The sequence below is a fragment of the Streptomyces sp. 378 genome (assembly GCF_030124145.1).
GTDB lineage: Bacteria > Actinomycetota > Actinomycetes > Streptomycetales > Streptomycetaceae > Streptomyces.
In genome coordinates this window covers 309,030-332,619 of the sequence record NZ_JASKMS010000006.1, presented here as the reverse complement: position 1 = coordinate 332,619, position 23,590 = coordinate 309,030, and the positions used below count along the sequence as shown (strand labels likewise).

Genomic DNA, 23,590 nt, shown 5'->3' with positions numbered 1-23,590 from the left:
CCGCGGTCTGGTCTCCGAAGTCGCCGCACCCTTCGGCGGGATCAAGCAATCCGGCCTGGGCCGTGAGGGCGAAACGGCGTCTCAGGACGGGCGCGGTGTGGAGCCGAACGCCTTCAGGAAGCGGTCGCGGAAGGAGTCCATCCGCCACACGGGCGCGTCCCGGTCCGGCTTGAGGCCCTGGGTCCAGTTCCAGTCGGCGACCTTGTCCAGAACCTTCGGGTCCTTCGCGACGATCGACACCGGCACGTCCCGGCCGGCGCCGTTCCCGCTGACCCGGGCGATGGGCTGGTGGTCGCCGAGGAAGACCAGCACGGTGTCGTCGGTGCCGTAACGCTGGAGCCACTGGGTGAGGCTGGTGAGCGAGTACTGGATGGACCTGCCGTACTCCTCGCGGGACCTGGTGGTGTCGGTGATGACGTCCGACGCCTGGTTGCCGGCCTCCTCGATCGCGTCGAAGACCGAGCCGTCGCCGAGCTCGTCCCAGTCGACCATCTTCGGCAGGGGTGCCCAGGGCTGGTGGCTGGAGGTCAGGATGACGAACGACATCAGCGGCTTGTCCCGCTTCCTGCCGTGCACCTGCCGCTGGAACGCCTCCAGCGCGTACTGGTCGGGCATGGTCGACCAGCTGAACTTCGGCCCCTGGTAGCCCAGGTCGAAGGCGTCGTAGAGCTGGTCGAGGCCGTACCACTTCTCCTCCGGCCAGCCCTTCTGCACGCCCGGCATGACGCCGACCGTGTCCCAGGCGCCGGTCTTCTGGAACGCCTTGGTGAGGGTGAGGTGGTCGCCGGCGGTGACCGTGCGGTAGCGCCGCTGGTTGTCGATCCACAGGCCGGACATGGTCGTGGAGTGGCCGAGCCAGCTGCTGCCGCCGTACGTCGCCGAGGTCAGCCAGCCGCTGCGGGCCGCGAAGCCGGCCTTCTCCAGGACTCTGGTGCTCGTGTCGAGGGTCCGGACGACGCCGGGTGCCATGGCCGGGTCCTCGATAGCGCTGCGGCCGTAGCTCTCGATGAACGTGAAGATCACGTCCTTGCCCCGCAGGTCCGGCAGGAGTTCGGCGGGCGGGGTGTTGCCGAAGGTGTCCGCCTTCGACTGCTTCACGAACGCGGCCTCGTCCCGCAGCGAGTCCACCGTCCGCTGCGCGTGCACCTTGAGCGCCCCGGCCCCGCGCTCGGAGGCGATCGGGCCGCCGGACAGCGTGAGTCCCAGCGCGGAGCAGGTGACCCAGACGGTGCCCGCGATCAGGGCGCCCTTGGTCGCCCGCACCCGGTGGCGGGCCAGCACGTTCGCGAGCCGGACCGCCGCCGCGACCATCACGGCCGCCCCGAGCAGGACGAGCACCACGGCGCCGACGGCGGCCGCGGTCGCGACGCCCCCGCCCAGCGTGTCCCTGACGTACGCCTGGGCGTCGGGCAGCAGGTCCCAGTCGAGCGCGGCGTTGAAGCCGCGGCCCAGGTATTCGTTGAAGCCCATGTCGAGCAGGTTCACCGTGGTCAGCGCGGTGAGGCCGAGCCCGTACAGCACCGCCGCGGCCAGCCGCGGCCGACGCGGCAGCGCGAGCACCACGACGGCCCCGAGGACCGCCTCCGCCGGGATGCGCGCGAAGCTGACCGCTTTCAGCGCGGGGAGGGTGTTGGGCAGCAGCAGGGCCCCGAGGATCAGGGCGGCGGCGAGGGCGGTGGTGGTCAGGCGGAGTGTGCGGGCCGCCCGGGGATGACGGGTGCGCCAGTGCCGCAGACGGGCGAGGCGGCTCCCGGCGCCGGAACGCTCCGCTTCCGCCGCGGCCGTCGCGGCCTCCGCGTCACGCTCCGCCTCGGGCCCGGTGGCCCCGTCCCCGGGCATGTCGTCGCCCGGCCGCGACGACTGGTGGAAGCGCGTGAAGACAGGCACCCGGAGGTCCTTCCCGTACGAAGACCGGTGAGGGGGCGGACCCGGATGGGGGGCCGGGTCCGCCACCGTTCCGTACGGGGTGTCCACCGGGTCTGTTCAGCCTGCCGGGCCGACGCTCGGCAAACACCCGGCAAACGCCGGGGTTCGCCGTCCGGGTCAGGTCGCGGACGCGGGGTCCACGTGCGCGCGTCCGCGGCGTTGTCGCCGGTTGCCGGCGCTCCGCGTCGACGCCCTCCTCCGCCTCGCGGCGGCACGCACGTGGACCCCGCTCACCGGCATGGTGAGGATGCCGCCGTCTCCCCGCGACCTGACCCGGAACGACAGGCCCCGGACCCACCGGCCCTCAGACCACGCCGACCGCCGTGAGCAGCGCCAACGGGGCCGACGCCGACCGCGATTCCCGTACGCACGCGTGCGGGTACGGCACAGGCTCCGGGTGTGTGTCGCGGCCGTAGCCCGCGAGGACCTCCGGGAGCCGGTGCCCGGTCGCGCCCGCCGCGTCGACCAGGCCGCGGGCGATCGCGCGTGCCTCGTCGTGCAGTCCGTAGCGGGCCAGGCCCAGTGCGATCAGCGCGTTGTCGTGCGGCCAGACCGAGCCGCGGTGGTAGGAGAGCGGGTGGTACGCCGGCTGCCCGGCCGCGAGAGTGCGCACGCCCCAGCCGGAGAAGAAGTCCGCTTCGAGGAGCCTCCGGCCGACGAGTTCGCCGTACTCCTTGTCCAGCAGCCCCGACCACAGCAGATGCCCGGCGTCCGAGGCCAGCGCGTCGACCTGACGACCCCGGCCGTCCAGCGCGAGGGCCGGGAAGGAGTGCTCCGGCATCCAGAAGTCCCGCTGGAAACGCTCGCGCAGGTCACCGGCCGCCTGTTCCAGCAGGTGCGCGTAGGTCGTGTCCTGCCACACCGTGCGGGCGAGCCCCGCCGTGCGGCGCAGCGCGTCGTAGGCGTAGCCCTGGGCGCCGGCAGCCGTCACCGGGCCGTGCGGGCGGGTGCCTTCGGCGGAGCAGATGGCACCGGGGGAGTCCTTCCAGTTCTGGTTGGCGAGGCCGCCCTGGTCGGCCCGGTAGACGAGGTAGCCGCGCGAGGTGAGGCCGCCGTGGTCGAGCATCCAGGAGATGGCCGCCCGGGCGTGGGATTCGAGGCGGCGGGCCAGGGCGGTGTCCCCGGTGTGCTCGGTGTAGGCGCCGAGCAGCACGAGGAAGAGCGGGGTGGCGTCGACCGAGCCGTAGTAGCGGCCGTAGGGAACCTGGCCGAAGTGGGCCAGTTCGCCGTGCCGCACCTCGTGCACGATCTTGCCGGGTTGGGCGATGCCGTCGGCACCGGTCCCGGTGGCCTGGGTCGCGGCGAGCGCGGGCAGGGTGGCGGCGGCCAGGCCCGGCCGGTAGGGCAGGGCGAACAGCGAGGTCAGCAGGGCGTCCCGGCCCAGCAGGGTCAGGAACCAGGGGGCGCCGGCCGCCGGGACGCGCAGGTCCTCGCCGTCCGGGCCGCTCGCCGGGACCTGAAGGGCGGCGAGGTCGGCGAGCCCCCGGGTGCAGGCCGCGGCCAGCTCGGGCCATCCGCTCGGGACCGCCACGTCCCGGACGAACTCACCTTCCCTCAGACGGAGTTGTTCCTGGGCGGCGGAGGGGGAGCGGGGTACGCGCAGGGCGCGCCGGTCGCCGTGCGGGCGGGCCATGACCCGCAGGGTCAGCTCGGTGGTGCCGTGCGGTTCCAGGTCGAGGGTCCACGCCAGGCGCCGGGCGCCGGTGCCGGTCTCCTCCACGGCGTCCGGCCGGGGGTCGGCCGTCACGGTCGTGACGGAACACCACTCACCGCGCCGGTAGGTGAACTCCACGCCGTGGCTGAGCACCTGGCGGGAGCGGACGGCGCCCGCCTTCGTGTAGGTGCGGTGGTCGGAGCGCAGCTCGAACTGGTCGGTGAAGTCGGCGTCGGCGGTGACCGCGAGGTGGACCGTCGTCGGCACCGGGCGGTTGCTGGTGACGCGCAGCGACTCCACGAAAGAGGAGTCTCCGACGGCCTGTTCGCGAAAGAGCGTGTACGCGGGCGGTTCGTCGCGGCCGCCGCGCGGGACGAGCACACAGCGCGCGGTGTCCCCGTCGGCCACCGGTGACAGTGTGTCGGGCACCGCCCCGTCGACGGTGAGCTGCCACCGGCTCAGATGCCGGGCGTCCCGTACGAACATGCCGTCCGGGGCACTGCCGCCCCGGTAGCCGCTGATGTCGCCGCGGTCGCCGACGGCGGCGAACGTCCGGCCGTGCACGAGCAGATGATGCCGGTCCGTCATTCCCGGTCCCCTCCCTTGGTCGCCGCGAGGCCGTTCCTGCCCCGTGCGGGCCGGTCGTACAGCAGGTCGAGCGTGAGCGCGGCGGTCCAGCCGAAGCCGGTGACGCCGCAGGCCTGTGCCGTGTACGGGTCGACGTACTCCGCGAAACCGGAGGCGCCGGCGGTGTGCAGCATGCCTCTGCGCAGGGCGTCGGCCCGGCCCCGCTCGCCGTGCAGCCGCAGCCCGCGCTCCAGCAGCCAGTTGGTGTTGAACCAGGCCGGGCCGCGCCAGTAGCGGTGCGGGTCGAAGGCCTCGCCGAGCAGGTCGTAGCTCGGGACCATGCGGGTCGTGCCGCCGAGGCCGAAGTGCGGGCCGCAGACCGTGCGGACCAGGGTGGCCACGAGGTCGCGCGGCAGCGTCGGCAGCAGCAGGGGGACCAGCCCGGAGACCCCCCGCTCGGGGATCAGCTCCCCGGCGCGCACGTCCCGGCACAGGAACATCCCCGCCGCCGGCTCCCACAGCCGCTCCGTCAGGGCCGCCGTCAGGCGCTCCGCACGGGCCTGCCGGGCCGAGCCGGCCACCCCCAACTCGTGGGCGATGTGGGCCAGGGCGTACTCGGAGGCGATGAGCAGGGCGTTGAACGCCGGGTCCTCCACGGCGAACTCTCCCGCCCGTCTCCCACCACCGCCCTCACCCGTTGCCCTGCGGGCCGCCCCGCTGATTCCACCGTCGGCGTATCCGCGGTCCCGGTAGTCGGCCGCCAGCCGCACGTACCGCCCGTAGTCCAGATCCGTCGGTCGGTCCTCGGGGGCGCCGTGGCCGAGGTCGGCACGACGGAAGGAGCGGGCCGGGGCGGGAGTGACCCGGGACAGCGGACGGTCCCAGCAGGGGCTGTTGTCCATGCCCTGTTCCCAGGGGTGCACGACGGACACCAGTCCGCCTCCGCCGAGGTCGCGCCGGTGCAGGAGGTATCCGTGCCAGGCGGCCAGCCGGGGGTACACCCGGGTGAGGAAGCCGCGCGCCCGGGACAGGCCCGGGTCGGCGAGGTGCACCAGCCACGCGGCCAGCGCGTGCACCGGTGGCTGCACGATCCCGGAGGTCTGTACGGTGCGCGGGGCGCCCGCGGCGCGCCCGGCGGCCGACGAGCGCCAGAAGTCGGGGCTCGGGAAGTAGGCGTCGTGGGGGACGGAGGGGTTGAAGACGATGTGCGGGACGCGCCCGTCCGCCCACTGGGCCGCCAGCAGCGTCTCCAGCTCCGTCTGGGCCCGTAACGGCGACAGGTGCCGCAGGCCGATCGCGATGAACGCCGAGTCCCACGACCACTGGTGCGGATACAGGCCGCGCGAAGGCACGGTGGACGTGCCCGTCCAGTTGCCCTCCAGGACCTGTGTGGCCCTGACCTGGAGGGACGGCGGCGCGGCGGCCGGATCGTATGCGATGTCGCGCCCCGCGGGACGCGTGCTGAGCTGGGCGATGCGGTCCACTCGGGGCTCTCCCAAAGACGTACCTCTGGCCGGGATCGGCAGGGGCTACCGTAGGGTTACGTCTATTTAACACGCAAAACCCAATATGTAATGCAGGGTTGGGAAACACAAGGGGGTGCGCATGACGGGACGCGTTCAGGCAAGCGCGGGCGATCTGCTCGAACTGGTGCGCAGTCGCCGCGCTGTGACCCGGGGTGCGCTGCAACAGGTGACCGGACTGTCCCGGGCCACCGTCGGACAGCGGCTGGACCGGCTCTTCCGCGCGGGCTGGTTGCGCGAGGGCGCCGGCGGGCCGGTGGACTCCCCGCTGGGCGGGCGGCCCTCCATCACCCTGGAGTTCGACGACGAGCACGCGGTGGTCCTCGCCGCGGACCTCGACACCCGGCACGCGCGCGCGGCCGTGCTGTCCCTGAGCGGCGAGATCCTCGCCGAGCACTCCGGCACCCTGGCCGTCGAGGACGGACCGGACGCGGTGCTCGGTGAACTCGGCCGCTGGTGCGCCGAGTTGGTGGAGAAGACCGGGCGCGGGGCCGAGGCGGTCTGCGGGGTCGGGCTGGCGGTGCCCGGCCCGGTCGACACCGAGACCGGCCGTGTCGTCCAGCCGCCGATCATGCCCGGCTGGGACGGCTACGACATAAGGGGCCGGCTGGCCCGGGCGCTCACCGAGCAGGCGGGCACCGCCGGGGTGCCCGTGCTGGTGGACAACGACGCCAACCTCATGGCGTACGGCGAACAGCGCACCGGTTACCCGGACTGCTCGGCCTTCGTGCTGGTGAAGGTCTCCACCGGCATCGGCGCCGGGGTCGTGGTGGACGGCTCGGTGTTCCGGGGCATCGACGGCGGCGCCGGCGACATCGGGCACATCCGGGTGCCGGAGGGCGCCGAGGCGCTGTGCCGGTGCGGTGCGTACGGCTGTCTGGCCGCCGTCGCCAGCGGTGGCGCGGTGGCGCGGCGGCTGGCGGAGGCCGGGGTGCCGGCGGCCTCCGGCTCGGACGTGCGCGATCTGCTGGCGTCCGGGCACCCCGACGCGATCGGACTCGCCCGGGAAGCCGGGCGCCGGGTGGGGGACGTCCTCGCCACCGTCGTGACGCTGCTCAACCCCGGCGTGCTGATGATCGCCGGGGATCTGGCCGGAACTCCCTTCCTGACGGGCGTGCGCGAACTGCTGTACCAGCGGGCCCTGCCCCGCTCCACCGCGCACCTGGACGTCGTGACCGCACGGCTGGGCGAGCGGGCCGCGCTGGTGGGGGCCGGTGCCATGGTCGTGGAGCACCTCTACGCGCCCGAGCGGGTCGAGGAGCGGCTGCGCGCGCTCGGGGTGTGACGGCCGTGTTTCGGTCCCGGGACGCGTCCGCATGGTGAAATTCCGTCGGCTGTGGCAGCGTGATTCTCGCCACCCCTGATAAGGGTTGCGCTCAGATGAGCGGATCATGGGCGACTGCACTTCTCCAAAGGGTGGCACTGAGTGCCACCGTTTGATCGTTCATCGAGCGAAATCAAATGGGCGGAAACCCTGCTCATGTGAGCGTTCGGCGAGGATCGGGAAGGGGCTTGCGTTCAAGAAGTGAAAACATATGCCCGTGATCGCTTGCCGAGCTTTGACTTTCGATCCGCTGGCGGACGAGTGGTTACAGGCACATGACGCGCGCATGGACGTACCCAGACGCCTTTGATCTGGGTATGTTCCTCGCCGTCAGGGCAGCCACCGCGTCCTCGAGGAGTCGAGACCCGTGTCGGAAAACAAAGATCCCCACGTAGCTGAGCACGGCACCAGCGTTGAGGGCGTGAAGTTCGTCTACGACTTCACCGAGGGCAACAAGGACCTCAAGGACCTCCTCGGCGGCAAGGGCGCGAACCTCGCGGAGATGACGAACCTGGGCCTTCCGGTCCCTCCCGGCTTCACGATCACCACCGAGGCCTGCAAGGTCTACCTGGACAGCGGCGAGGAGCCGGCGGCACTGCGTGACGAGGTGAGTGCACACCTCGACGCGCTCGAGGCCCGCATGGGCAAGAAGCTAGGCCAGGCCGACGACCCGCTGCTGGTGTCGGTGCGCTCGGGTGCCAAGTTCTCCATGCCCGGCATGATGGACACCGTCCTCAACATCGGCCTCTCCGACAAGTCGGTGCAGGGCCTGGCCAAGCAGGCCGGCGACGACCGCTTCGCGTGGGACTCCTACCGCCGCCTCATCCAGATGTTCGGCAAGACCGTCCTGGGTGTCGACGGCGAGCTGTTCGAGGACGCGCTGGAGGCGGCCAAGGCGGCCAAGAAGGTCACGGTCGACACCGAGCTGGACGCCGCCGACCTCAAGAAGCTCGTCACCAAGTTCAAGAAGATCGTCAAGACCGAGGCCGGCCGGGACTTCCCGCAGGACCCGCGCGAGCAGATGGACCTCGCCATCCACGCGGTCTTCGACTCCTGGAACACCGACCGGGCCAAGCTCTACCGCCGCCAGGAGCGCATCCCGCACGACCTGGGCACGGCCGTCAACGTCTGCTCCATGGTCTTCGGCAACCTCGGCCCCGACTCCGGCACCGGCGTCGCCTTCACCCGCGACCCCGCCTCCGGCCACCAGGGCGTCTACGGCGACTACCTCCAGAACGCGCAGGGCGAGGACGTCGTCGCGGGCATCCGCAACACCGTGCCGCTCGCCGACCTGGAGCGCATCGACAAGAAGTCGTACGACCAGCTCATGCAGATCATGCAGACCCTGGAGAACCACTACAAGGACCTCTGCGACATCGAGTTCACCATCGAGCGCGGCGTGCTGTGGATGCTCCAGACCCGCGTCGGCAAGCGCACCGCGGGCGCGGCCTTCCGCATCGCGACGCAGCTCGTGGACCAGGGCCTGATCGACGAGGCCGAGGCGCTCACCCGCGTCAACGGCGCCCAGCTCGCCCAGCTGATGTTCCCGCGCTTCGACGAGGACGCGAAGGTCCAGCAGGTCGGCCGGGGCATCGCCGCCTCCCCGGGCGCGGCCGTCGGCAAGGCCGTCTTCGACTCCTACACGGCCGTGAAGTGGTCCCGCTCGGGCGAGAAGGTCATCCTGATCCGCCGCGAGACCAACCCCGACGACCTGGACGGCATGATCGCCGCCGAGGGCATCCTGACCTCCCGCGGCGGCAAGACCTCCCACGCTGCCGTCGTGGCCCGCGGCATGGGCAAGACCTGTGTCTGCGGCGCCGAGGAGCTGGAGGTCGACACCAAGCGCCGCCGGATGACCGTGCCGGGCGGGCACGTCGTCGAGGAGGGCGACGTCGTCTCCATCGACGGCTCCTCGGGCAAGGTCTACCTCGGTGAGGTCCCGGTCGTGCCCTCCCCGGTCGTGGAGTACTTCGAGGGCCGGATGCACCCCGGTGCCGACGACGCCGACGAGCTGGTCGAGGCCGTCCACCGGATGATGGCCTTCGCCGACCGCAAGCGCCGCCTGCGTGTGCGCGCCAACGCCGACAACGCCGAGGACGCGCTGCGCGCCCGCCGCTTCGGCGCCCAGGGCATCGGCCTGTGCCGCACCGAGCACATGTTCCTCGGCGACCGGCGCGAGCTGGTGGAGCGGCTGATCCTGGCCGACACGGACGCCGAGCGCGAGGAGTCCCTCAAGCAGCTGCTCCCGCTCCAGAAGCAGGACTTCGTCCAGCTCTTCGAGTCGATGGACGGCCTCCCGGTCACCGTCCGCCTCCTGGACCCGCCACTGCACGAGTTCCTGCCCGACATCACCGAGCTGTCCGTCCGCGTCGCGCTCGCCGAGTCCCGCCAGGAGCCGCACGAGAACGAGCTGCGCCTCCTCCAGGCCGTGCACCGGCTGCACGAGCAGAACCCGATGCTGGGTCTGCGCGGTGTCCGTCTCGGTCTGGTCATCCCCGGCCTGTTCACCATGCAGGTCCGCGCGATCGCCGAGGCGGCGGCCGAGCGCAAGGCCGCCAAGGGCGACCCGCGCGCCGAGATCATGATCCCCCTCGTCGGCACGGTCCAGGAGCTGGAGATCGTGCGCGAGGAGGCCGACCAGGTCATCGCGGAGGTCGAGGCGGCCTCGGGCGCCCAGCTGAAGCTGTCCATCGGCACGATGATCGAGCTGCCGCGCGCCGCGCTGACCGCCGGCCAGATCGCCGAGGCCGCGCAGTTCTTCTCCTTCGGCACGAACGACCTGACCCAGACGGTGTGGGGCTTCTCCCGGGACGACGTGGAGGCGAGCTTCTTCACCGCCTACCTGGAGAAGGGCATCTTCGGTGTCTCCCCGTTCGAGACGATCGACAAGGACGGGGTCGGCTCCCTCGTGAAACTGGCCGCCAAGGCCGGCCGCGAGACCCGCCCCGACCTCAAGCTCGGCGTCTGCGGCGAGCACGGCGGCGACCCCGAGTCGGTCCACTTCTTCCACGAGGTCGGACTCGACTACGTTTCCTGCTCCCCGTTCCGCATCCCCGTGGCCCGCCTGGAAGCGGGCCGGGCGGCGGTCCAGTCCCAGGGCAGCGACCACCGGTAGACCCCCGCGGCCCGCGCGAGGCCAACCGCGGCCCGTGCGGGGCCGCTCAGGACCCGGAGCCGTCGACGGTCCCCGACCCTCACCGATCGCGGCGGCTCCGGCGCACGGAGGAGAGCGGGGCGGCACCTTGTGCGGAGGTGCCGCCCCGCTCTCGCGCGTTTCCGTCCAGAGCCTGAGGAACGCCTGACGAATGCCTGAGGACCCCTGGAGAACGCTTACCGCGGCAGGCCGTCGCGCAGGCATACGACGGTGCCGGTGCGGGCCGCGGTCAGCAGGGCGCCGAGGGTGGGCAGCCGGGTCGCCAGCGGGGTGGCTTCCAGGTCGGCGAGGGCGAAGAGGCCGTGCTGGTCGTGCTCCGAGCTGCGCTGGACGCGCTGCCCGGCCGGGAGCCGGCCGCCGTGGAAGTAGAAGTCGATCACCGGCCCGGTGCCCAGCACATCGGCCCGGTGGTCGTACCCGATGAACCGCAGGTCCCCCCGGAGGGCGATACCGGTCTCCTCGTGCAGCTCCCGGCGCGCGGCACCGACGGGGTCCTCGCCGGGGTCGAGCATGCCGCCCGGCAGTCCCCAGAGCCCCGCCGCGGGCTGGCCCCCGGCGTAGCGCAGCAGCAGGATCCGGTCCTCGGCGTCGAGGAGCAGGACGCAGGACGCGACGATGGTCTGCGGCAGTGTCCTGACCCACTCGGCACGGGGCAGCACACGCGGCGCGTTCGGGGCGGGCACGGTCGTGTCCACGGTGGTGTTCCTTCCGTCGGCTGGGCAGCCGGGATCGAGCTGCCCGAACGGTGGAACGGCCGGACCCGCCGATGGTCACCGGCGCATCGGGCTCAGGTGTCGCACGCGACCCCGTCGCCGTCCCGGTCCAGACGGGAGGCGTACCCGGGCTCACCCCGGTGGATGGGGGCCGCGCCCGCGGCGCGCACGGCGCTGCAGTTGGCGTAGTACACGTCCCCGCCGCCCTCCGAGCCGCTGTCGTCGGCCCCGCCGCCCGCTGCCGGTTGTGCGGTGACTGTGGTGGTGACCTTGACGGTCTTCGTGGCGGTGACGGTGGGAGCGGGCTCAGGCTCCTTCGCGGGCGGCGTCGCGGTGGTGGTCGCCGTCGCGGTGACGGTGACGGTCGGCCGGGGCTCGGCGGACGCGGGCTTCGCGTCCTTCGCGGTCTCCCCGCCGCTCGCGCCCATGCCGATGCCGATGAACAGGGCCAGCCCGAGCGCGGGCAGCACGTAGCGCTTCCTGGCCCAGCGGGGCGCGGGTCCGCCTGGCCGCCGCGGGGGCGGTGCGGGGTACGGGGTGTTGTGCGGGCCGGTGTACGGATTGCTCATGGTCATCCCCCCAAGGCTGATACGTGAGGGGATGACCGTAGAGCCGGGGGGTCCCGCGTGCGGGAAAGGTGACCAACTCGTGATGCTCGTGTGAAGTCGGATCGGTTGGCTACGAGCGGAACGGGCCCGTCACCTCGTACGTGATGCCACCCGAGGACGAACCGCTCGTGCCGCGCTGGCTGGAGAAGTACAGGCGGGTGCCGTCCGGGGAGAAGGCCGGGCCCGTGATCTCCGAGCCGGACTGGCCATCGATGCGCAGGAAGGGGGCGACCACGTCGGCGGGGGTGATGACGCAGATGTCCATGGTGCCGCCGTCCTCGGCGACGAAGAGGTCGCCGGAGGCGGAGCCGGTGACGTTGTCGACTCCCGTGAGCGGAGCCGTGCCGCTCGTCACCAGGGAGTCGTCGTAGGCGAGTTCGATGGTCTGGGTGGCGGCGTCGTACTGCCAGACGCGGTTGTCGCCCTTGGTGGTGAACCAGCAGGTGTCGTTCGCGTAGTAGCAGCCCTCGCCGCCGTTGAAGCGCTTGGCGCCGGAGACCTGCCGGCGGGTGGCGGTCGCGCCGGAGGGATCGGGGACCCGGGACCAGGTCACCGGGCCGCTGGTGCCGGTGCCCGCCACCATGACCTCCAGTGTGCCGGAGGACAGGTCGCCCCAGGTCGTCGGGCGGAAGCGGTAGAAGCAGCCGTCGGTGACGTCCTCGGTCAGGTAGACGACCCGGCGGACCGGGTCGGCCGCCGCCGCCTCGTGCTTGAAGCGGCCCATGGCGTCGCGGCGCACCGCCGCCTTCGCGCCCCAGGGGTCCGTCTCGTAGACGTAGCCCCGGTCCACCTCCTCGCAGGACAGCCAGGTGTTCCACGGCGTCTTGCCGCCGGCGCAGTTCTGCCGCGTGTTGGACAGGATGCGGTACGCGCCGGTGATCGTGCCGGTCGAGGAGAACCTCACCGCGCTCGCGCCGCCCGAGGGGTTGATCTCGGAGTTGGAGACGTAGATCCAGCCCGTGCCGTCGGCGTAACACGCGCCGCCGTCCGGGGCGTTGTGCCAGGTGTACGACGTGCTGCCGACCCGTCGGCCGGACCGGGCGATGACCCGGCTCGTGAAGCCGCTGGGGAGTCTGATGCCGTTGGCGTCCGGGGAACCCAGCGGCCCGTAGGGGCCGGTGCCGGGCTGGGCCGGGGCCGCGTACGCGGCGCCGCGCCACAGGGTTCCGCCCAGAGCGGCCGACGTGCCGCCGAGGACGGCCGCACGCAGGAGGCTACGACGTTCCACTCTCACTCCAAGAGGTGCCGTACCGCCCCGCCGCCGGGCGACGGCAGGGTCGTGCGTGGGGGGAGGCGGAAAGGACGCTAAGGGGACTAGATTGACGGGACATGGACAATCTGTGGCCGGAGGGCGGCATGCTGTGTGCCGCCTGAGCCCCACGGCCCGTCACCGTGTGGCTTCCTCGGACGGTCCCCGCCCGGCCCGCGCGTGCCCGCTGCTCCTCCGTCATGCCCGGGCCCTCGTCGGTGACGTGCGGATCGACTCAGCCGGGGGGCGGCTGTCGCGCAACGCCCGCGGGGGCGGGGTCCGCAGCCGCAGCTCGATCGTGACGGTGCTGTCCGACGGGGACGCGCGAGGCGTTGGAGAGCAGGTGGACGCCCGGCCGGACATGCCGCGGTGGCGTGCGCACCCGCTCGGGTGCGCACGCCACCGCGTTCGTGCGGGGCCGGATCATCCGCAGCTGCCCGAGATCCACCGGTGGGAGCGGACCTTGTACGTACCGGCCAGGTTGCCGCCGTGCTGCTGGCGGGTGCAGCCGACGCGGTCGGAGTAGTCGGCGCCCCGGTAGTACGCGACACCGCTGGAGCTGCTGGTGCCGGCGTTCCACACCGACTTCACGTTGGTCGTGGCGGCCCAGGAGCACCTGATGGCACCGTTCCGCCAGTCGGGGTCGGCCACATCCCACGCGCACTTGCTGCCGGTGAAGTTGGCGCCGGTCCAGAAACAGACGTGCCCGGACGCGCAGTCCACCGCGGCGGGCGCGGCCGGGGCCGCCGACGCGGAGCTCGGCACGGCCAGGGCGGTGACGGCGGCGGCGCTGACGGTGAGAACCGCGAGCAGCGAGTTCGTACGAGAGTTCCGGCGTACGGAAAGGCGCATGGGCCTGGTCTCCTCGGAGGTCGTGGGACGGTGGAGCGGACGGCCCGACGCTGGCAAGGCAGGACCGGGCCGGGCAAGGACGAAAGGGCCTGCTGGGATGCCGGGACGGCGTCCCGGCGCCCGCCTGGCGCGTTCCGACACCGTTGGGACGGCCATGGGACGCCTTTGGTGGCACAGTGTCGGCACAAGACGCCCGACCAGCGTTCTGTTGGGGATTCCGAGGGGGGAGAGGCTTTGTCCGCGTGCCCAGAAACGGAGCGGTTCGCCGCGCTCCTGCGTTCGCTGAAGAGCCGGTCCGGGTTGAGCTACGAGGCACTCGCCAGGAAGTCCGGGCTGGCCGGTTCGACGTTGCACCGCTACTGCCGGGGCACGTCGGTGCCGCAGGACTACGGGAGCGCGCACCGGCTGGCCACGGTCTGCGGCGCGACCCCGGACGAACTGCGCACCCTGCACCGCCTGTGGGCGCTGGCGGACGCGGCGCGGGCGGCAGCGGCCGGTGCGGGGGAAGCCGAGGAACACACAGCGGACGACGAAACGGCGGAGCGGACTGAAGACACGGGCCCGGCCGCGAGCCCGGCCACGGGCACCGGCACGGGCACGGGCTCGAACGCCGACCCGGCAGGGGAGCCGGGCCCGACCCGGGCAGGGGAGCCGGGCCCGACCCGGGGAGGGGAGCCGGGTACGGACCGGGCAGGGGAGCCGGGCCCGACCCGGGCAGGGGAGCCGGGCCCGACCCGGGTAGGGGAGCCGGGTACGGACCGGGCAGGGGAGCCGGGCCCGACCCGGGTAGGGGAGCCGGGGGCGGACCCGGTCGGGGAGCCGGACGCCGCGCCGGGCCCCCGCCCCGCCGGATGGTCACGCCGACGCCGGCTGCGTACCTCCGTCGTCACGGCCGCGCTCATCGCCGCCGTCAGCGTCTGCGCCTGGGCCCTGTCGAACGGCCGGGCACCCGTCGGCGGCGGACGGGGCACCGGTGATGACCGGCCGTTGTTCTCGGTCAACTGCCCGCCCGTGATCGCGATGGGTGAGCACGACGGGTGCGTGCGCGAGGTGCAGCGCCTGCTGCACGCCAAGGGCGCGGACATCGGCGTGGACGGGAACTTCGGGCCGCAGACCCTGCGCCGCGTCACCGCCTTCCAGGTGCTCGCCGGACTACAGCCCAACGGAGTCGTCGGGGAGCCGACGAAGAAGGCGCTGTACACCTCGCGCGTCCGGATGGACGTGTGGTCGCCGCGGAAGGTGCGGCAGCGGGTCCGGGAGGTGTTCCCCGAGGTGCCGGACAAGGCGGTGGCCATCGCCGACTGCCAGTCCTTCCTCGATCCGCTGCACATCCTCCCCAACACCAACGGCACCCGGAACTGGGGCGTGTTCCAGATCTCCGACGCCCGACTGCGCGAGCTGGGCGGCACACCGCGCGAGGCGCTGGAGCCGGAGTGGAACATCCAGGCGGCCCGGAAGCTGTGGAGCCGTGACCGCGACTTCGGTGACTGGCCGCACTGCGAACGCGCCGCCGACGCTCCCCGCTCCCCGACGCCCCGGCACTCACCCGCGACGACACGGCCGCCGCGCTGAAGGCGACGACTCGGCCGCCGCGCTGAAGGCGACGACTCGGCCGCCGCGCTGAACGCGACGACACGGACACTCCCCTGTGCGCGACGACATGGTCACCGCGCTGAAGACGACGACACGGCCGCCGCGGAAGGCGACTACACGGTCACCGTGCTGAGGCGACGACCGGCCTCCGCGTGGAACGCCGTCTCCCGAGTTCCGCCCGGCGCACGGCGGAACACCCCTCCGGAGAGGGGTGTTCGCACGCCGGTTTCTCAGGCCCGGTCTCCCTACGCCGCGCGCGCCTCGTAGGCCGTCACCCGTACCGTCTCGTCGTCCAGGCACTGGCCGGACATCAGGTCGAAGCGCTGCTTCAGGAGGGGGGAGGCCACGAAGGGGCGGCCCTGGTGGGTGCCGGTCAGGCCGCGGGAGAGGACCGCCGCGCCGGTGAACGGGTCGCGGTTGTCGACGGCGAACAGCTCACCGGAACGGTCCCGGAAGATCGCCGCCTGACGGCCGTCCGGAAGCAGTGCCGCCACCCCGCGGCCCGGGAGCAGCATGCTCAGGTCGCAGACCGCGAACCAGTCGCCGTCCAGAGCCAGTTCGACCTTCAGATCAGTGGTCTCGGGTGCCAGGGTCATCGCTGGGCGCTTCCTTCCAGTACGTCAGCGGCGGGTCGCATGCCGATGGACAGCAGCGGCAGGTCGGGCTTCATCTGGTCGCGCTCGGGCACGAAGGCGACGACCGGGTCCGGGGTGTCCGGGGCGTTCACGAAGGACACGAACCGGGCGAGCTTCTCGGGGTCGTTGACGGTCTCGGCCCACTCGTCGCGGTAGTGCGCGACATGCGCCCGCATGAGTTGCTCCAGCTCGTCGCAGATGCCGAGCGAGTCGTGCACGACGACGTCCCGGACGTGGTCCAGGCCGCCGGGGATCCGCTCCAGCCAGGTCGACGTGCGCTCCAGGCGGTCGGCCGTGCGGATGTAGAACATCAGGAACCGGTCGATCAGCCGCACCAGTTCGGCGTCCGACAGGTCCTGCGCGAGCAGATCCGCGTGACGGGGGGTCGCGCCGCCGTTGCCGCCGACGTAGAGGTTCCAGCCGCTCGCGGTGGCGATCACGCCGAAGTCCTTCGACTGGGCCTCGGCGCACTCGCGCTGGCAGCCGGAGACCGCCGACTTCAGCTTGTGCGGGGAACGCAGGCCCCGGTAGCGCAGCTCCAGGTCGATCGCCATCCGGACGGAGTCCTGGACACCGTAGCGGCACCAGGTCTGCCCGACGCAGGACTTCACCGTGCGCAGCGACTTGCCGTAGGCGTGGCCGGACTCGAAACCGGCGTCCACCAGCCGGGCCCAGATCAGCGGCAGCTGCTCGACGCGGGCGCCGAACATATCGATCCGCTGGCCGCCGGTGATCTTCGTGTAGAGGCCGAAGTCGCGGGCGATCTCGCCGATCACGATGAGCTTCTCCGGGGCGATCTCGCCGCCCGGGATCCGCGGCACGACCGAGTAGGAGCCGTTCTTCTGCAGGTTGGCCAGGAAGTGGTCGTTGGTGTCCTGCAGCGCCGCCTGCTCGCCGTCCAGGACGTAGCCGCTCGCGCCGATCGCCGGGGCGAGGGAGGCGATGATCGAACCGACGGTCGGCTTGCAGACCTCGCAGCCGTCACCGCCCCGGGCCTGCTCGCGGCCGTAGCGGTCCAGCAGGTCCTGGTAGGAGTTGATGCGCAGGGCGAGGACGATCTCGTACAGCTCCTCACGGGTCTGCGAGAAGCAGCCGCACAGGCCCTTGTCGACCTCGACGCCGCTCGCCTCCAGCTCGGCGTTGACGAGCTGGCCGAGGACCTTGACGCAGGAGCCGCAGCCGGTGCCGGCCTTGGTGCACTTCTTCACCTCGGGCACGGTCGTGCACCGGTGGTCGGTGACCGCGCCGCGGATCGCGCCCTTGGAGACGTTGTGGCAGGAGCAGATGATCGCGTCGTCCGGCAGGGCGGAGGGGCCGAGCCGGACGGACTCCCCGGCGCCGGCCGGCAGCACGAGCGACTCGGGGGCGACGGGCGGGACCGAGCCGGTGAACGCCTTCAGCGTGCCGTACGCCTCCGCGTCGCCGACGAGGATGCCGCCCAGCAGCGTGCCGTCACGGCCGATGACCAGCTTCTTGTACAGGCCCGCACGGGAGTCGGAGTAGACGACGTCCAGGCAGTCCTCGGCGGTGCCGTGCGCGTCACCGAAGGACGCCACGTCCACGCCGAGCAGCTTCAGCTTGGTGGAGAGGTCGGCGCCGGTGAAGGACGCCTCGTCCGAGGCGATCGTGGCCGCCGCCGTCTCGGCCTGCTCGTAGCCGGGGGCGACCAGGCCGTACACCCGGCCGTCCGCCGCCAGCGCGCACTCGCCGATCGCGAAGACGTGCGGGTCGGAGACCGTACGGCACTGCTCGTCGACCGTGATGCCGCCGCGCTCGCCGACCGTCAGACCGCAGTCGCGGGCCAGCTGGTCGCGGGGGCGCACACCGGCGGAGAACACCACCAGGTCGGTGGCGAGTTCGGAACCGTCGGACAGCTTCATGCCGGTGACCGAGCCGTCCTCGCCGACCACCACCTCCTGTGTGCCCACACCCGTGTGGACGCTCAGGCCCATGTCCTCGATGGTGCGCAGCAGCGCGGCACCGCCGCCGTCGTCCACCTGGACGGGCATCAGCCGGGGCGCGAACTCCACGATGTGCGAAGTGAGTCCGAGACCCTTGAGGGCGCCGGCCGCCTCCAGGCCGAGCAGACCGCCACCGACCACGGCACCCACCCGGGCCTTCTTCGCGTACTCCTCGATCGCGAGCAGGTCCTCGATCGTGCGGTAGACGAAACAGCCCTCGGCGTCCTTGCCCGGGACCGGCGGCACGAAGGGGTACGAGCCGGTGGCCAGGACCAGCACGTCGTAGTCGACGACGAGACCGGAGCGGGCGGTGACCCGGCGGGCCTCCCGGTCGACGCTCTCCGCCGGGTCGCCCACGTGCAGTTCGATGCCGTGGTCCTTGATGAACCCCATGTCCGTCATGGACAGGTCCTCGGGCGTCCGGCCCGAGAAGTACGACGTCAGCTGGACGCGGTCGTAGGCAGGGCGCGGCTCCTCGCAGAGCACGACCACGCGGTGCGTGGCGGTCAGGCCGCGCTCGGCCAGCGCTTCGAGGAAGCGCTGGCCGACCATGCCGTGGCCGACGAGCACGATCGTGGGGTTCGCCCCCAGGGTGGCCGTCATCAGGAGCCTCCATCGTTGGTGAGCAGGTGGAGCAGCGGACCGCCGTCGGAGGGGAGCGGCTCTGCTCCCTCCCAGGCGCGGGCGAGCGCGCCGACGGTGCCGAGTTCGCCGACGAGGACCCCGCCGACCAGGCGGTCGTCGCGGACGACGACCTTGCGGTAGGTGCCGCGGGTGGCGTCGGCGAGCTGGACGACGTCGTCGCCCGGGAGCGCCTCGGTCTCGCCGAACGCGGCGAGGTCGAAGGGACCGTCGTGCCCCGTGAGCGTGAGCCGCGTCAGTGACCGGGTGCCGGTGTACCGGGCGGTCGTGTCACCGGCCAGCAGCGCGGCGAGCGCGTCGGCCTGTTCGAGCGCGGGAGTGGCGAGTCCGTAGAGCACACCGGCGTGCTGGGCACAGTCGCCGACGGCGTGGATGTACGGGTCGGAGGTGCGCAGTTCGTCGTCGACGACCACGCCCTTGCGGACGTCGAGCCCCGCGGCCTGCGCGAGACCGGCCCGGGGGCGGACACCGCAGGCGACGACCACCAGATCGGCGTCGAGCGCGTAGCCGTCGGCCATCTCCACGGAGCGGACCGCGCCGCCGACGCAGCGCACGTCCCGCACGCGGCACTCGGTGTGCACCTCGACGCCGAGGTCGGTCAGGTGCCGTGTGACGAGCTTCGACGCCGACGGGTCGAGCTGGCGCTCCATCAGCCGTTCGGACTGCTGGGCGAGCACCACCTGGGCGCCGCGCAGGGCGAGCGCCCGGGCCGCGGAGACCCCGAGGAGCCCGCCGCCGACCACGACGGCCCTGGCCCCCGGCCGGACCGCCTTCGACAGGCCCAGGCAGTCGTCCATGGTGCGGAACGCGTGGACGCCCTCGGGCAGTTCGTGATGCTCGGTGAACAGCCCGCGCAGCGGCGGCAGTACGGGGTTGGAGCCGGTCGCGAGAACGAGCCGGTCGTATCCGATCACCGTCCCGTCGGCGCAGGTGACGGTCCGCTGGCCGCGGTCGACACCGACGACCCGGCCGCGCATGATCCGCGCCGGTGCCGGGAGGGCGATCACCTCGGGGCTGTACCGTCCGGCCAGCACCTCGGCGAGCAGCACCCGGTTGTAGGGCAGGTGCTCCTCCTCGCCGATCAGCAGCGCGGGCGTGCCGAGCTCGCCGAGCCGCCGGGCGAGCCGTACGCCCGCGAGGCCGGTGCCGATCACCACCACACGCTCATTCGAGGTCATGTCCTCGACCTTGCGGTGCCGGTGTTACCCGGCAGCCTCATCTCTGTTTCCCGCGGGGAACGCTGCCCTCAGCGGGGCGGGGCGGTGGGTGTGAGGGTTCCTGAAGTGCGGTGACGGCGGACTGTGAGGTGCGTCGTACCGGCGTCGCGACGGCCCGCATAGGGTCGTGATCATGCCCGACATATCGCTGACCATGATCGTCCTGCTCTGCGTCGCGGCCCTCGCCGCCGGCTGGATCGACGCCGTGGTCGGCGGGGGCGGCCTCCTGCTGCTGCCGGTGCTGCTGCTCGGACTGCCGGCGAACACACCCGCCGCGCACGCGCTGGGCACCAACAAGGCCGTCGCTATCGTCGGCACCACGGGCGCGGCCGTGACATACGCCCGAAAGGCGCCCGTGGACGTCCGCACCGCCGTCCGCATCGGACTGGCCGCCCTCGCCGGATCCTCCGCCGGGGCGTTCTTCGCGGCCGGCATGAGCACCGACGTCCTCAAGCCGGTGATCATGGTGGTGCTGCTCGGGGTCGCCGCCTTCGTGATCCTGCGACCCGCCTTCGGCACGGCCCCCGCGACCGGACCGGCCACCCGCCGCCGGATCCTCGCCGCGATCGGCCTCGCCGGCCTCGGCATCGGCTTCTACGACGGTCTGATCGGCCCCGGCACCGGCACCTTCCTGGTCCTCGCGCTCACCGCCGTCCTCCACCTCGACCTCGTCACCGCCTCCGCCACCGCGAAGGTCGTCAACTGCTGCACCAACGCCGGCGCGCTGGCCACCTTCGCCTGGCAGGGCGCGGTCCTGTGGCAACTGGCCGCCCTGATGGCCCTCTTCAACCTCGCGGGTGGCACCCTCGGCGCCCACACCGCCCTGAAGCGGGGCAGCGGCTTCGTCCGGATCGTGCTGCTGACGGTCGTCTTCGCCCTGGTGGCGAACCTGGCGTACGAGCAGTGGCTGGCCTAGGCCCTTCGCAGGTCCAGCAGTTCGACCAGGCCTGTCCCGTCCTCGTCGCCGTGCCCCTGCGCGAGCCGCCGCTCCATCAGCTCCGTGTACGGCGTCAGCAGCTCCGGGCTGACCCGCTGCTCCTCGGCCGTGCGCAGCAGGGTGGTGTTGCCCGCGACCTGCATCGCGAGGTTGGAGACGACGTTGCGGGTGTAGTCGCCGTTCTGGATCTGATCGGCGCTCTGGTGCACGGCCGGGGCCATCGCCGTCAGCCAGTCCACCAGCAGCGGTGCGAAGTCCTTCGGTGCGATGTCCTCCGGGCGGATCAGCGCGAACGCGTGGGTGATGCCCGCGAACATGCCGCTCATCGCGCTCAGCAGCGCCACGTCGTGCAGCGCGGCGAAGCCCGGATCGGCCCCGACGTAGCGGGTGCCGGCCGGGACGGCGAGGGTGTCGCGGTGCTCCTCGAACAGCTCGGGGGAACCGCTGTAGAAGACGTAGCCCCCGGAGTCCGGCACGCCGATCATCGGCGGAACGGCCATGATCCCCGCGTCCAGATACCGCGCGCCGCGCGCCTCGGCCCAGGCGGCGCGCGCACGGCCCTGGGCCGGGGTGCCGGTGGTGAGGTTCACCAGGTCCCGCCCGGCCAGATCGACCCCGTCGAGGGCCTCGCCCACGGAGGCGTCGTCGAGCAGGCAGGCGATCACGAGGCGGTGCGCGGCCACCGCCTCCGCGGCGGTCCGGACGACCGTGGCGCCCTCGGCGGCGAGGGGCTCGGCGCGGGCGGCGGTGCGGTTCCAGACGGTCACCTCGTGCCCGGCGGCCAGCCAGACGCGGGCGAGGGCGGTGCCCATGGCCCCGGTGCCGAGCAGAGTGAGAGGGGTACGGGAGAAGGCAACTGCGGTGTCGGTCATGGCGTTTAGGCTCGTCGTAGGGGGAGCGCCTGCTCAAGTACGCACTTCGAAGTGGGTGGTTACCCCGGGGGAAGGGTCCAGGCAGCGGGAGGGCGAGGGTGGGCATGGGGACGACAGGACGGCGGCCGGGGGCGTACGTGTGCGGGATCGACGCGGCGATGGAGGTGATCGGCGGCAAGTGGAAGGTGCTGATCCTCTGGGCGCTGAACGAGCGGCCGTGCCGCTTCGGGGAGCTGCGCCGCGAGCTGCCGGGCGTCACCGAGAAGGTGCTCGCCGCGCACCTGCGGGAGATGGAGGCCGACGGCCTGGTGCACCGCGAGGCGTACGACGAGGTTCCGCCCCGCGTGGAGTACTCGCTGACGCCGAGGGGCGTGTCCCTGAACGAGGCGCTGGAGCCGCTGGGGGCCTGGGGGAGGGCCAACGTCCTGGGAGCCTCACCGGCTGCCGGTCAGGTGAGCGAAGACGACGACGTTCCCCTGGTAACCGGTGCCGCGTGACCAGCCGCCGCCGCAGGTGATGACCCGCAACTCGGGCCGGGAGGCGGCGCCGTAAACCTTCTCGTCGGGGAAGTCCCTCGCGGCGTACACCTCGACGGCGTCCACGGTGAACACCGCGACGCCGCCGTCCCGCCGGTCCACCTCGATCGTGCTGCCCTTGGTCAGGGCGCCGAGGTGGTAGAAGACGGCGGGCCCGTCGGCGGTGTCGACGTGGCCGGCGACGATCGCGGTGCCCCGCTCGCCGGGGGTGGTGCCGGCCTCGTACCAGCCGGCGAGGTTCTCGTCCGCGGCGGGCGGTACGTCGAGACTGCCGGTCCTCGTCAGGCCGAGCCCGGTCAGCGGCGCGTTCACCCGGATCGCCGGGATGCGGATGCGGTCGGGCGGCGAGGGCGGCAGCGCGGGCGCGGCGGGCCGCTCACCGGCCCGGCCGTCGAGCCCGGCCCGGGCCTGCGCGGCGGACGGCTGCGGCGGGGCGTGCGCCCCGGCTCCGTCGCGCAGCAGCCACGCCCCCGAGCACAGGGCGAACACCGTCACGGCCGCCATGGCGGCGTCGGCCGGGCCGCCGAACCTGATGCCGTGCGGGAACCTGCGCATACCCGACCCCTTTCCTGATCTCCCTCGGTGGTCCGGGAGCCCCACCCCGTGCCCCCCTCCGGGCCGCGAGGGGCGTCGGACCCGGAGGGGGAGGGGACATGCGGTACCGGCGACGGACAGCGGAGGGTGTCCGTCAGATCCCGTCGCCTCTCGCCCGGCGGTGCAGGAGCCAGGTACCGCCCGCGGCGGCGACGGCGAGAGCCGCCACACCGGCCGCGGTCTGCACGGGGTCGGGGCCCAAGGCGCCGCCGACCCCCGTCTTCACACTCCCCCGGGGATGCACCTGACCGCGCACCGACGTCAGCGTGACCACCAGGTCTCCGGTGATCCGCCGACCGCTGCGGGAACAGGTCGCGGTGATCTCGTACGTGCCCGGCTGCGCACTCGGCGGCACCCTGAACCGCCCGGTCGCGTCCCGCCCGTGCGCGTCCGGTGCCAGGACGAGGGAACCGGCCCCGACCGCGCGGGCGTCGCCCGTCGCCGGGCCGCCGTCGCCGCAGGCCGCCGTGCGCACCGTGACCTGACCGCCCGGCACGACCGAGGCCGGGGACACCTCCAGGCCATCGGCGGACGCGCCGTGCGCGGGGGCCGCGGCGAGAGCCGCGGCGGCGACGGCGAACGCGGTGGCGGTCAACGGCCGGGCGGTACGTCGCATCGGTGCTCCCCTTCGAGGCGGTTCGGTCGTGCGCCTGCCCTTCCGAGGTAACGGGCAGCGGCACGGACGCGCTTGCTGAGGGGGCGTCAGAATTGGGATGAATGGGTGTCAGGGGCTGTGGCGCCGGGCCGTGCTCGCTCTCGTTTCGGCAGGTCACGGGTGTTCGGCGGGTGGGGTTGCGGAAAAGCGCGGGGAGCGCGTGTGAACGGGTGACCCGGATGCGCGCACCGGCGCTTGACCTCAAGAATGGTTGAGGTACGAGGCTGTGCCGCATGAACACAACCGCTACCGGCTCAGCCGCCCGTCAGACCGTGACCGGCTCGACCGCCCTGCAGACCACGACCGACTCAGCCGCCCTGGAGGCCGTGACCGGCTCGGCCGCCCGTCAGGCCGTGACCGGTTCGACCGCCCTGCAGA

At 72.7% G+C, this 23,590-nt stretch carries 18 protein-coding genes; 5 read left to right on the top strand and 13 right to left on the bottom strand.

Annotated features, from left to right (window positions below):
* Positions 1–81: 81 nt before the first annotated feature.
* The 3 genes from QNO09_RS11880 to QNO09_RS11870 all read right to left on the bottom strand — a co-directional run bounded on the left by QNO09_RS11880 (position 82) and on the right by QNO09_RS11870 (position 5,631).
* Positions 82–1,839: a sulfatase-like hydrolase/transferase gene (locus tag QNO09_RS11880; RefSeq protein WP_502962281.1), complete on the bottom strand. Its 1,758-nt coding sequence runs from the start codon at positions 1,837–1,839 to the stop codon at positions 82–84.
* A gap of 391 nt (positions 1,840–2,230) precedes the next feature.
* Complete coding sequence (locus QNO09_RS11875; protein WP_283970086.1) at positions 2,231–4,168, bottom strand: amylo-alpha-1,6-glucosidase; 1,938 nt, start codon at positions 4,166–4,168, stop codon at positions 2,231–2,233.
* Positions 4,165–5,631 (bottom strand): MGH1-like glycoside hydrolase domain-containing protein, encoded by a 1,467-nt coding sequence (locus QNO09_RS11870; protein WP_283970085.1) that lies wholly within the window; start codon positions 5,629–5,631, stop codon positions 4,165–4,167. Before QNO09_RS11870 ends, QNO09_RS11875 begins: the two co-directional genes overlap by 4 nt.
* Positions 5,632–5,752: 121 nt before the next feature.
* Between QNO09_RS11870 and QNO09_RS11865 the strand changes: the two genes are divergently transcribed.
* A complete protein-coding gene (locus QNO09_RS11865; protein WP_283970084.1) occupies positions 5,753–6,955 on the top strand; it encodes an ROK family protein in 1,203 nt (400 codons plus the stop codon).
* Between the two features lie 406 nt (positions 6,956–7,361).
* Complete coding sequence (gene ppdK, locus QNO09_RS11860) at positions 7,362–10,109, top strand: pyruvate, phosphate dikinase (RefSeq protein WP_502962278.1); 2,748 nt, start codon at positions 7,362–7,364, stop codon at positions 10,107–10,109.
* Positions 10,110–10,324: 215 nt separating this feature from the next.
* On the opposite strand, the gene QNO09_RS11855 is transcribed toward ppdK, so the two are convergent.
* The 4 genes from QNO09_RS11855 to QNO09_RS11840 all read right to left on the bottom strand — a co-directional run bounded on the left by QNO09_RS11855 (position 10,325) and on the right by QNO09_RS11840 (position 13,570).
* Complete coding sequence (locus QNO09_RS11855) at positions 10,325–10,843, bottom strand: NUDIX hydrolase (RefSeq protein ID WP_283970083.1); 519 nt, start codon at positions 10,841–10,843, stop codon at positions 10,325–10,327.
* A gap of 92 nt (positions 10,844–10,935) precedes the next feature.
* On the bottom strand, positions 10,936–11,430 hold the full coding sequence (locus QNO09_RS11850; protein ID WP_283970111.1) for an excalibur calcium-binding domain-containing protein: 495 nt from the start codon (positions 11,428–11,430) through the stop codon (positions 10,936–10,938).
* A 109-nt stretch (positions 11,431–11,539) separates the two neighbouring features.
* Complete coding sequence (locus QNO09_RS11845; protein ID WP_283970082.1) at positions 11,540–12,697, bottom strand: alkaline phosphatase PhoX; 1,158 nt, start codon at positions 12,695–12,697, stop codon at positions 11,540–11,542.
* A gap of 444 nt (positions 12,698–13,141) precedes the next feature.
* Positions 13,142–13,570 carry a peptidase inhibitor family I36 protein gene (locus QNO09_RS11840; protein ID WP_283970081.1) on the bottom strand — a complete coding sequence of 143 codons (429 nt, stop codon included), beginning with the start codon at positions 13,568–13,570 and terminating at the stop codon, positions 13,142–13,144.
* 234 nt (positions 13,571–13,804) lie between these two features.
* On the opposite strand from QNO09_RS11840, the gene QNO09_RS11835 reads away from it, so the two are divergent.
* The gene (locus QNO09_RS11835) at positions 13,805–15,142 is read left to right on the top strand and encodes a helix-turn-helix domain-containing protein (RefSeq protein WP_283970080.1); all 1,338 of its coding nucleotides are present in this window, start codon (positions 13,805–13,807) and stop codon (positions 15,140–15,142) included.
* A 266-nt stretch (positions 15,143–15,408) separates the two neighbouring features.
* On the opposite strand, the gene nirD is transcribed toward QNO09_RS11835, so the two are convergent.
* From nirD to QNO09_RS11820, 3 genes are read right to left on the bottom strand one after another with little or no spacing between them, the layout of a single operon-like run.
* Positions 15,409–15,759: a nitrite reductase small subunit NirD gene (gene nirD, locus QNO09_RS11830; RefSeq protein ID WP_283970079.1), complete on the bottom strand. Its 351-nt coding sequence runs from the start codon at positions 15,757–15,759 to the stop codon at positions 15,409–15,411.
* Complete coding sequence (gene nirB / locus QNO09_RS11825; protein ID WP_283970078.1) at positions 15,756–18,362, bottom strand: nitrite reductase large subunit NirB; 2,607 nt, start codon at positions 18,360–18,362, stop codon at positions 15,756–15,758. The genes nirD and nirB overlap by 4 nt, the downstream gene beginning before the upstream one ends.
* Positions 18,362–19,579: an NAD(P)/FAD-dependent oxidoreductase gene (locus QNO09_RS11820; protein ID WP_283970077.1), complete on the bottom strand. Its 1,218-nt coding sequence runs from the start codon at positions 19,577–19,579 to the stop codon at positions 18,362–18,364. The genes nirB and QNO09_RS11820 overlap by 1 nt, the downstream gene beginning before the upstream one ends.
* A gap of 172 nt (positions 19,580–19,751) precedes the next feature.
* Between QNO09_RS11820 and QNO09_RS11815 the strand changes: the two genes are divergently transcribed.
* Positions 19,752–20,534: a sulfite exporter TauE/SafE family protein gene (locus QNO09_RS11815; protein ID WP_283970076.1), complete on the top strand. Its 783-nt coding sequence runs from the start codon at positions 19,752–19,754 to the stop codon at positions 20,532–20,534.
* On the opposite strand, the gene QNO09_RS11810 is transcribed toward QNO09_RS11815, so the two are convergent.
* Complete coding sequence (locus QNO09_RS11810; protein WP_283970075.1) at positions 20,531–21,427, bottom strand: NAD(P)-dependent oxidoreductase; 897 nt, start codon at positions 21,425–21,427, stop codon at positions 20,531–20,533. The two genes, QNO09_RS11815 and QNO09_RS11810, sit on opposite strands and share 4 nt — an antisense overlap.
* 104 nt (positions 21,428–21,531) lie before the next feature.
* On the opposite strand from QNO09_RS11810, the gene QNO09_RS11805 reads away from it, so the two are divergent.
* A complete protein-coding gene (locus tag QNO09_RS11805; protein WP_283970074.1) occupies positions 21,532–21,924 on the top strand; it encodes a winged helix-turn-helix transcriptional regulator in 393 nt (130 codons plus the stop codon).
* Here the strand turns inward: QNO09_RS11805 and QNO09_RS11800 are convergent.
* Positions 21,862–22,518, bottom strand: a complete 657-nt coding sequence (locus QNO09_RS11800; RefSeq protein WP_283970073.1) for a class F sortase — start codon at positions 22,516–22,518, stop codon at positions 21,862–21,864. The two genes, QNO09_RS11805 and QNO09_RS11800, sit on opposite strands and share 63 nt — an antisense overlap.
* A gap of 133 nt (positions 22,519–22,651) precedes the next feature.
* Entirely contained in the window at positions 22,652–23,173 is a 522-nt protein-coding gene (locus QNO09_RS11795; protein ID WP_283970072.1) for a GVDTG sorting domain-containing protein, read from the bottom strand.
* Positions 23,174–23,590 lie beyond the last annotated feature (417 nt).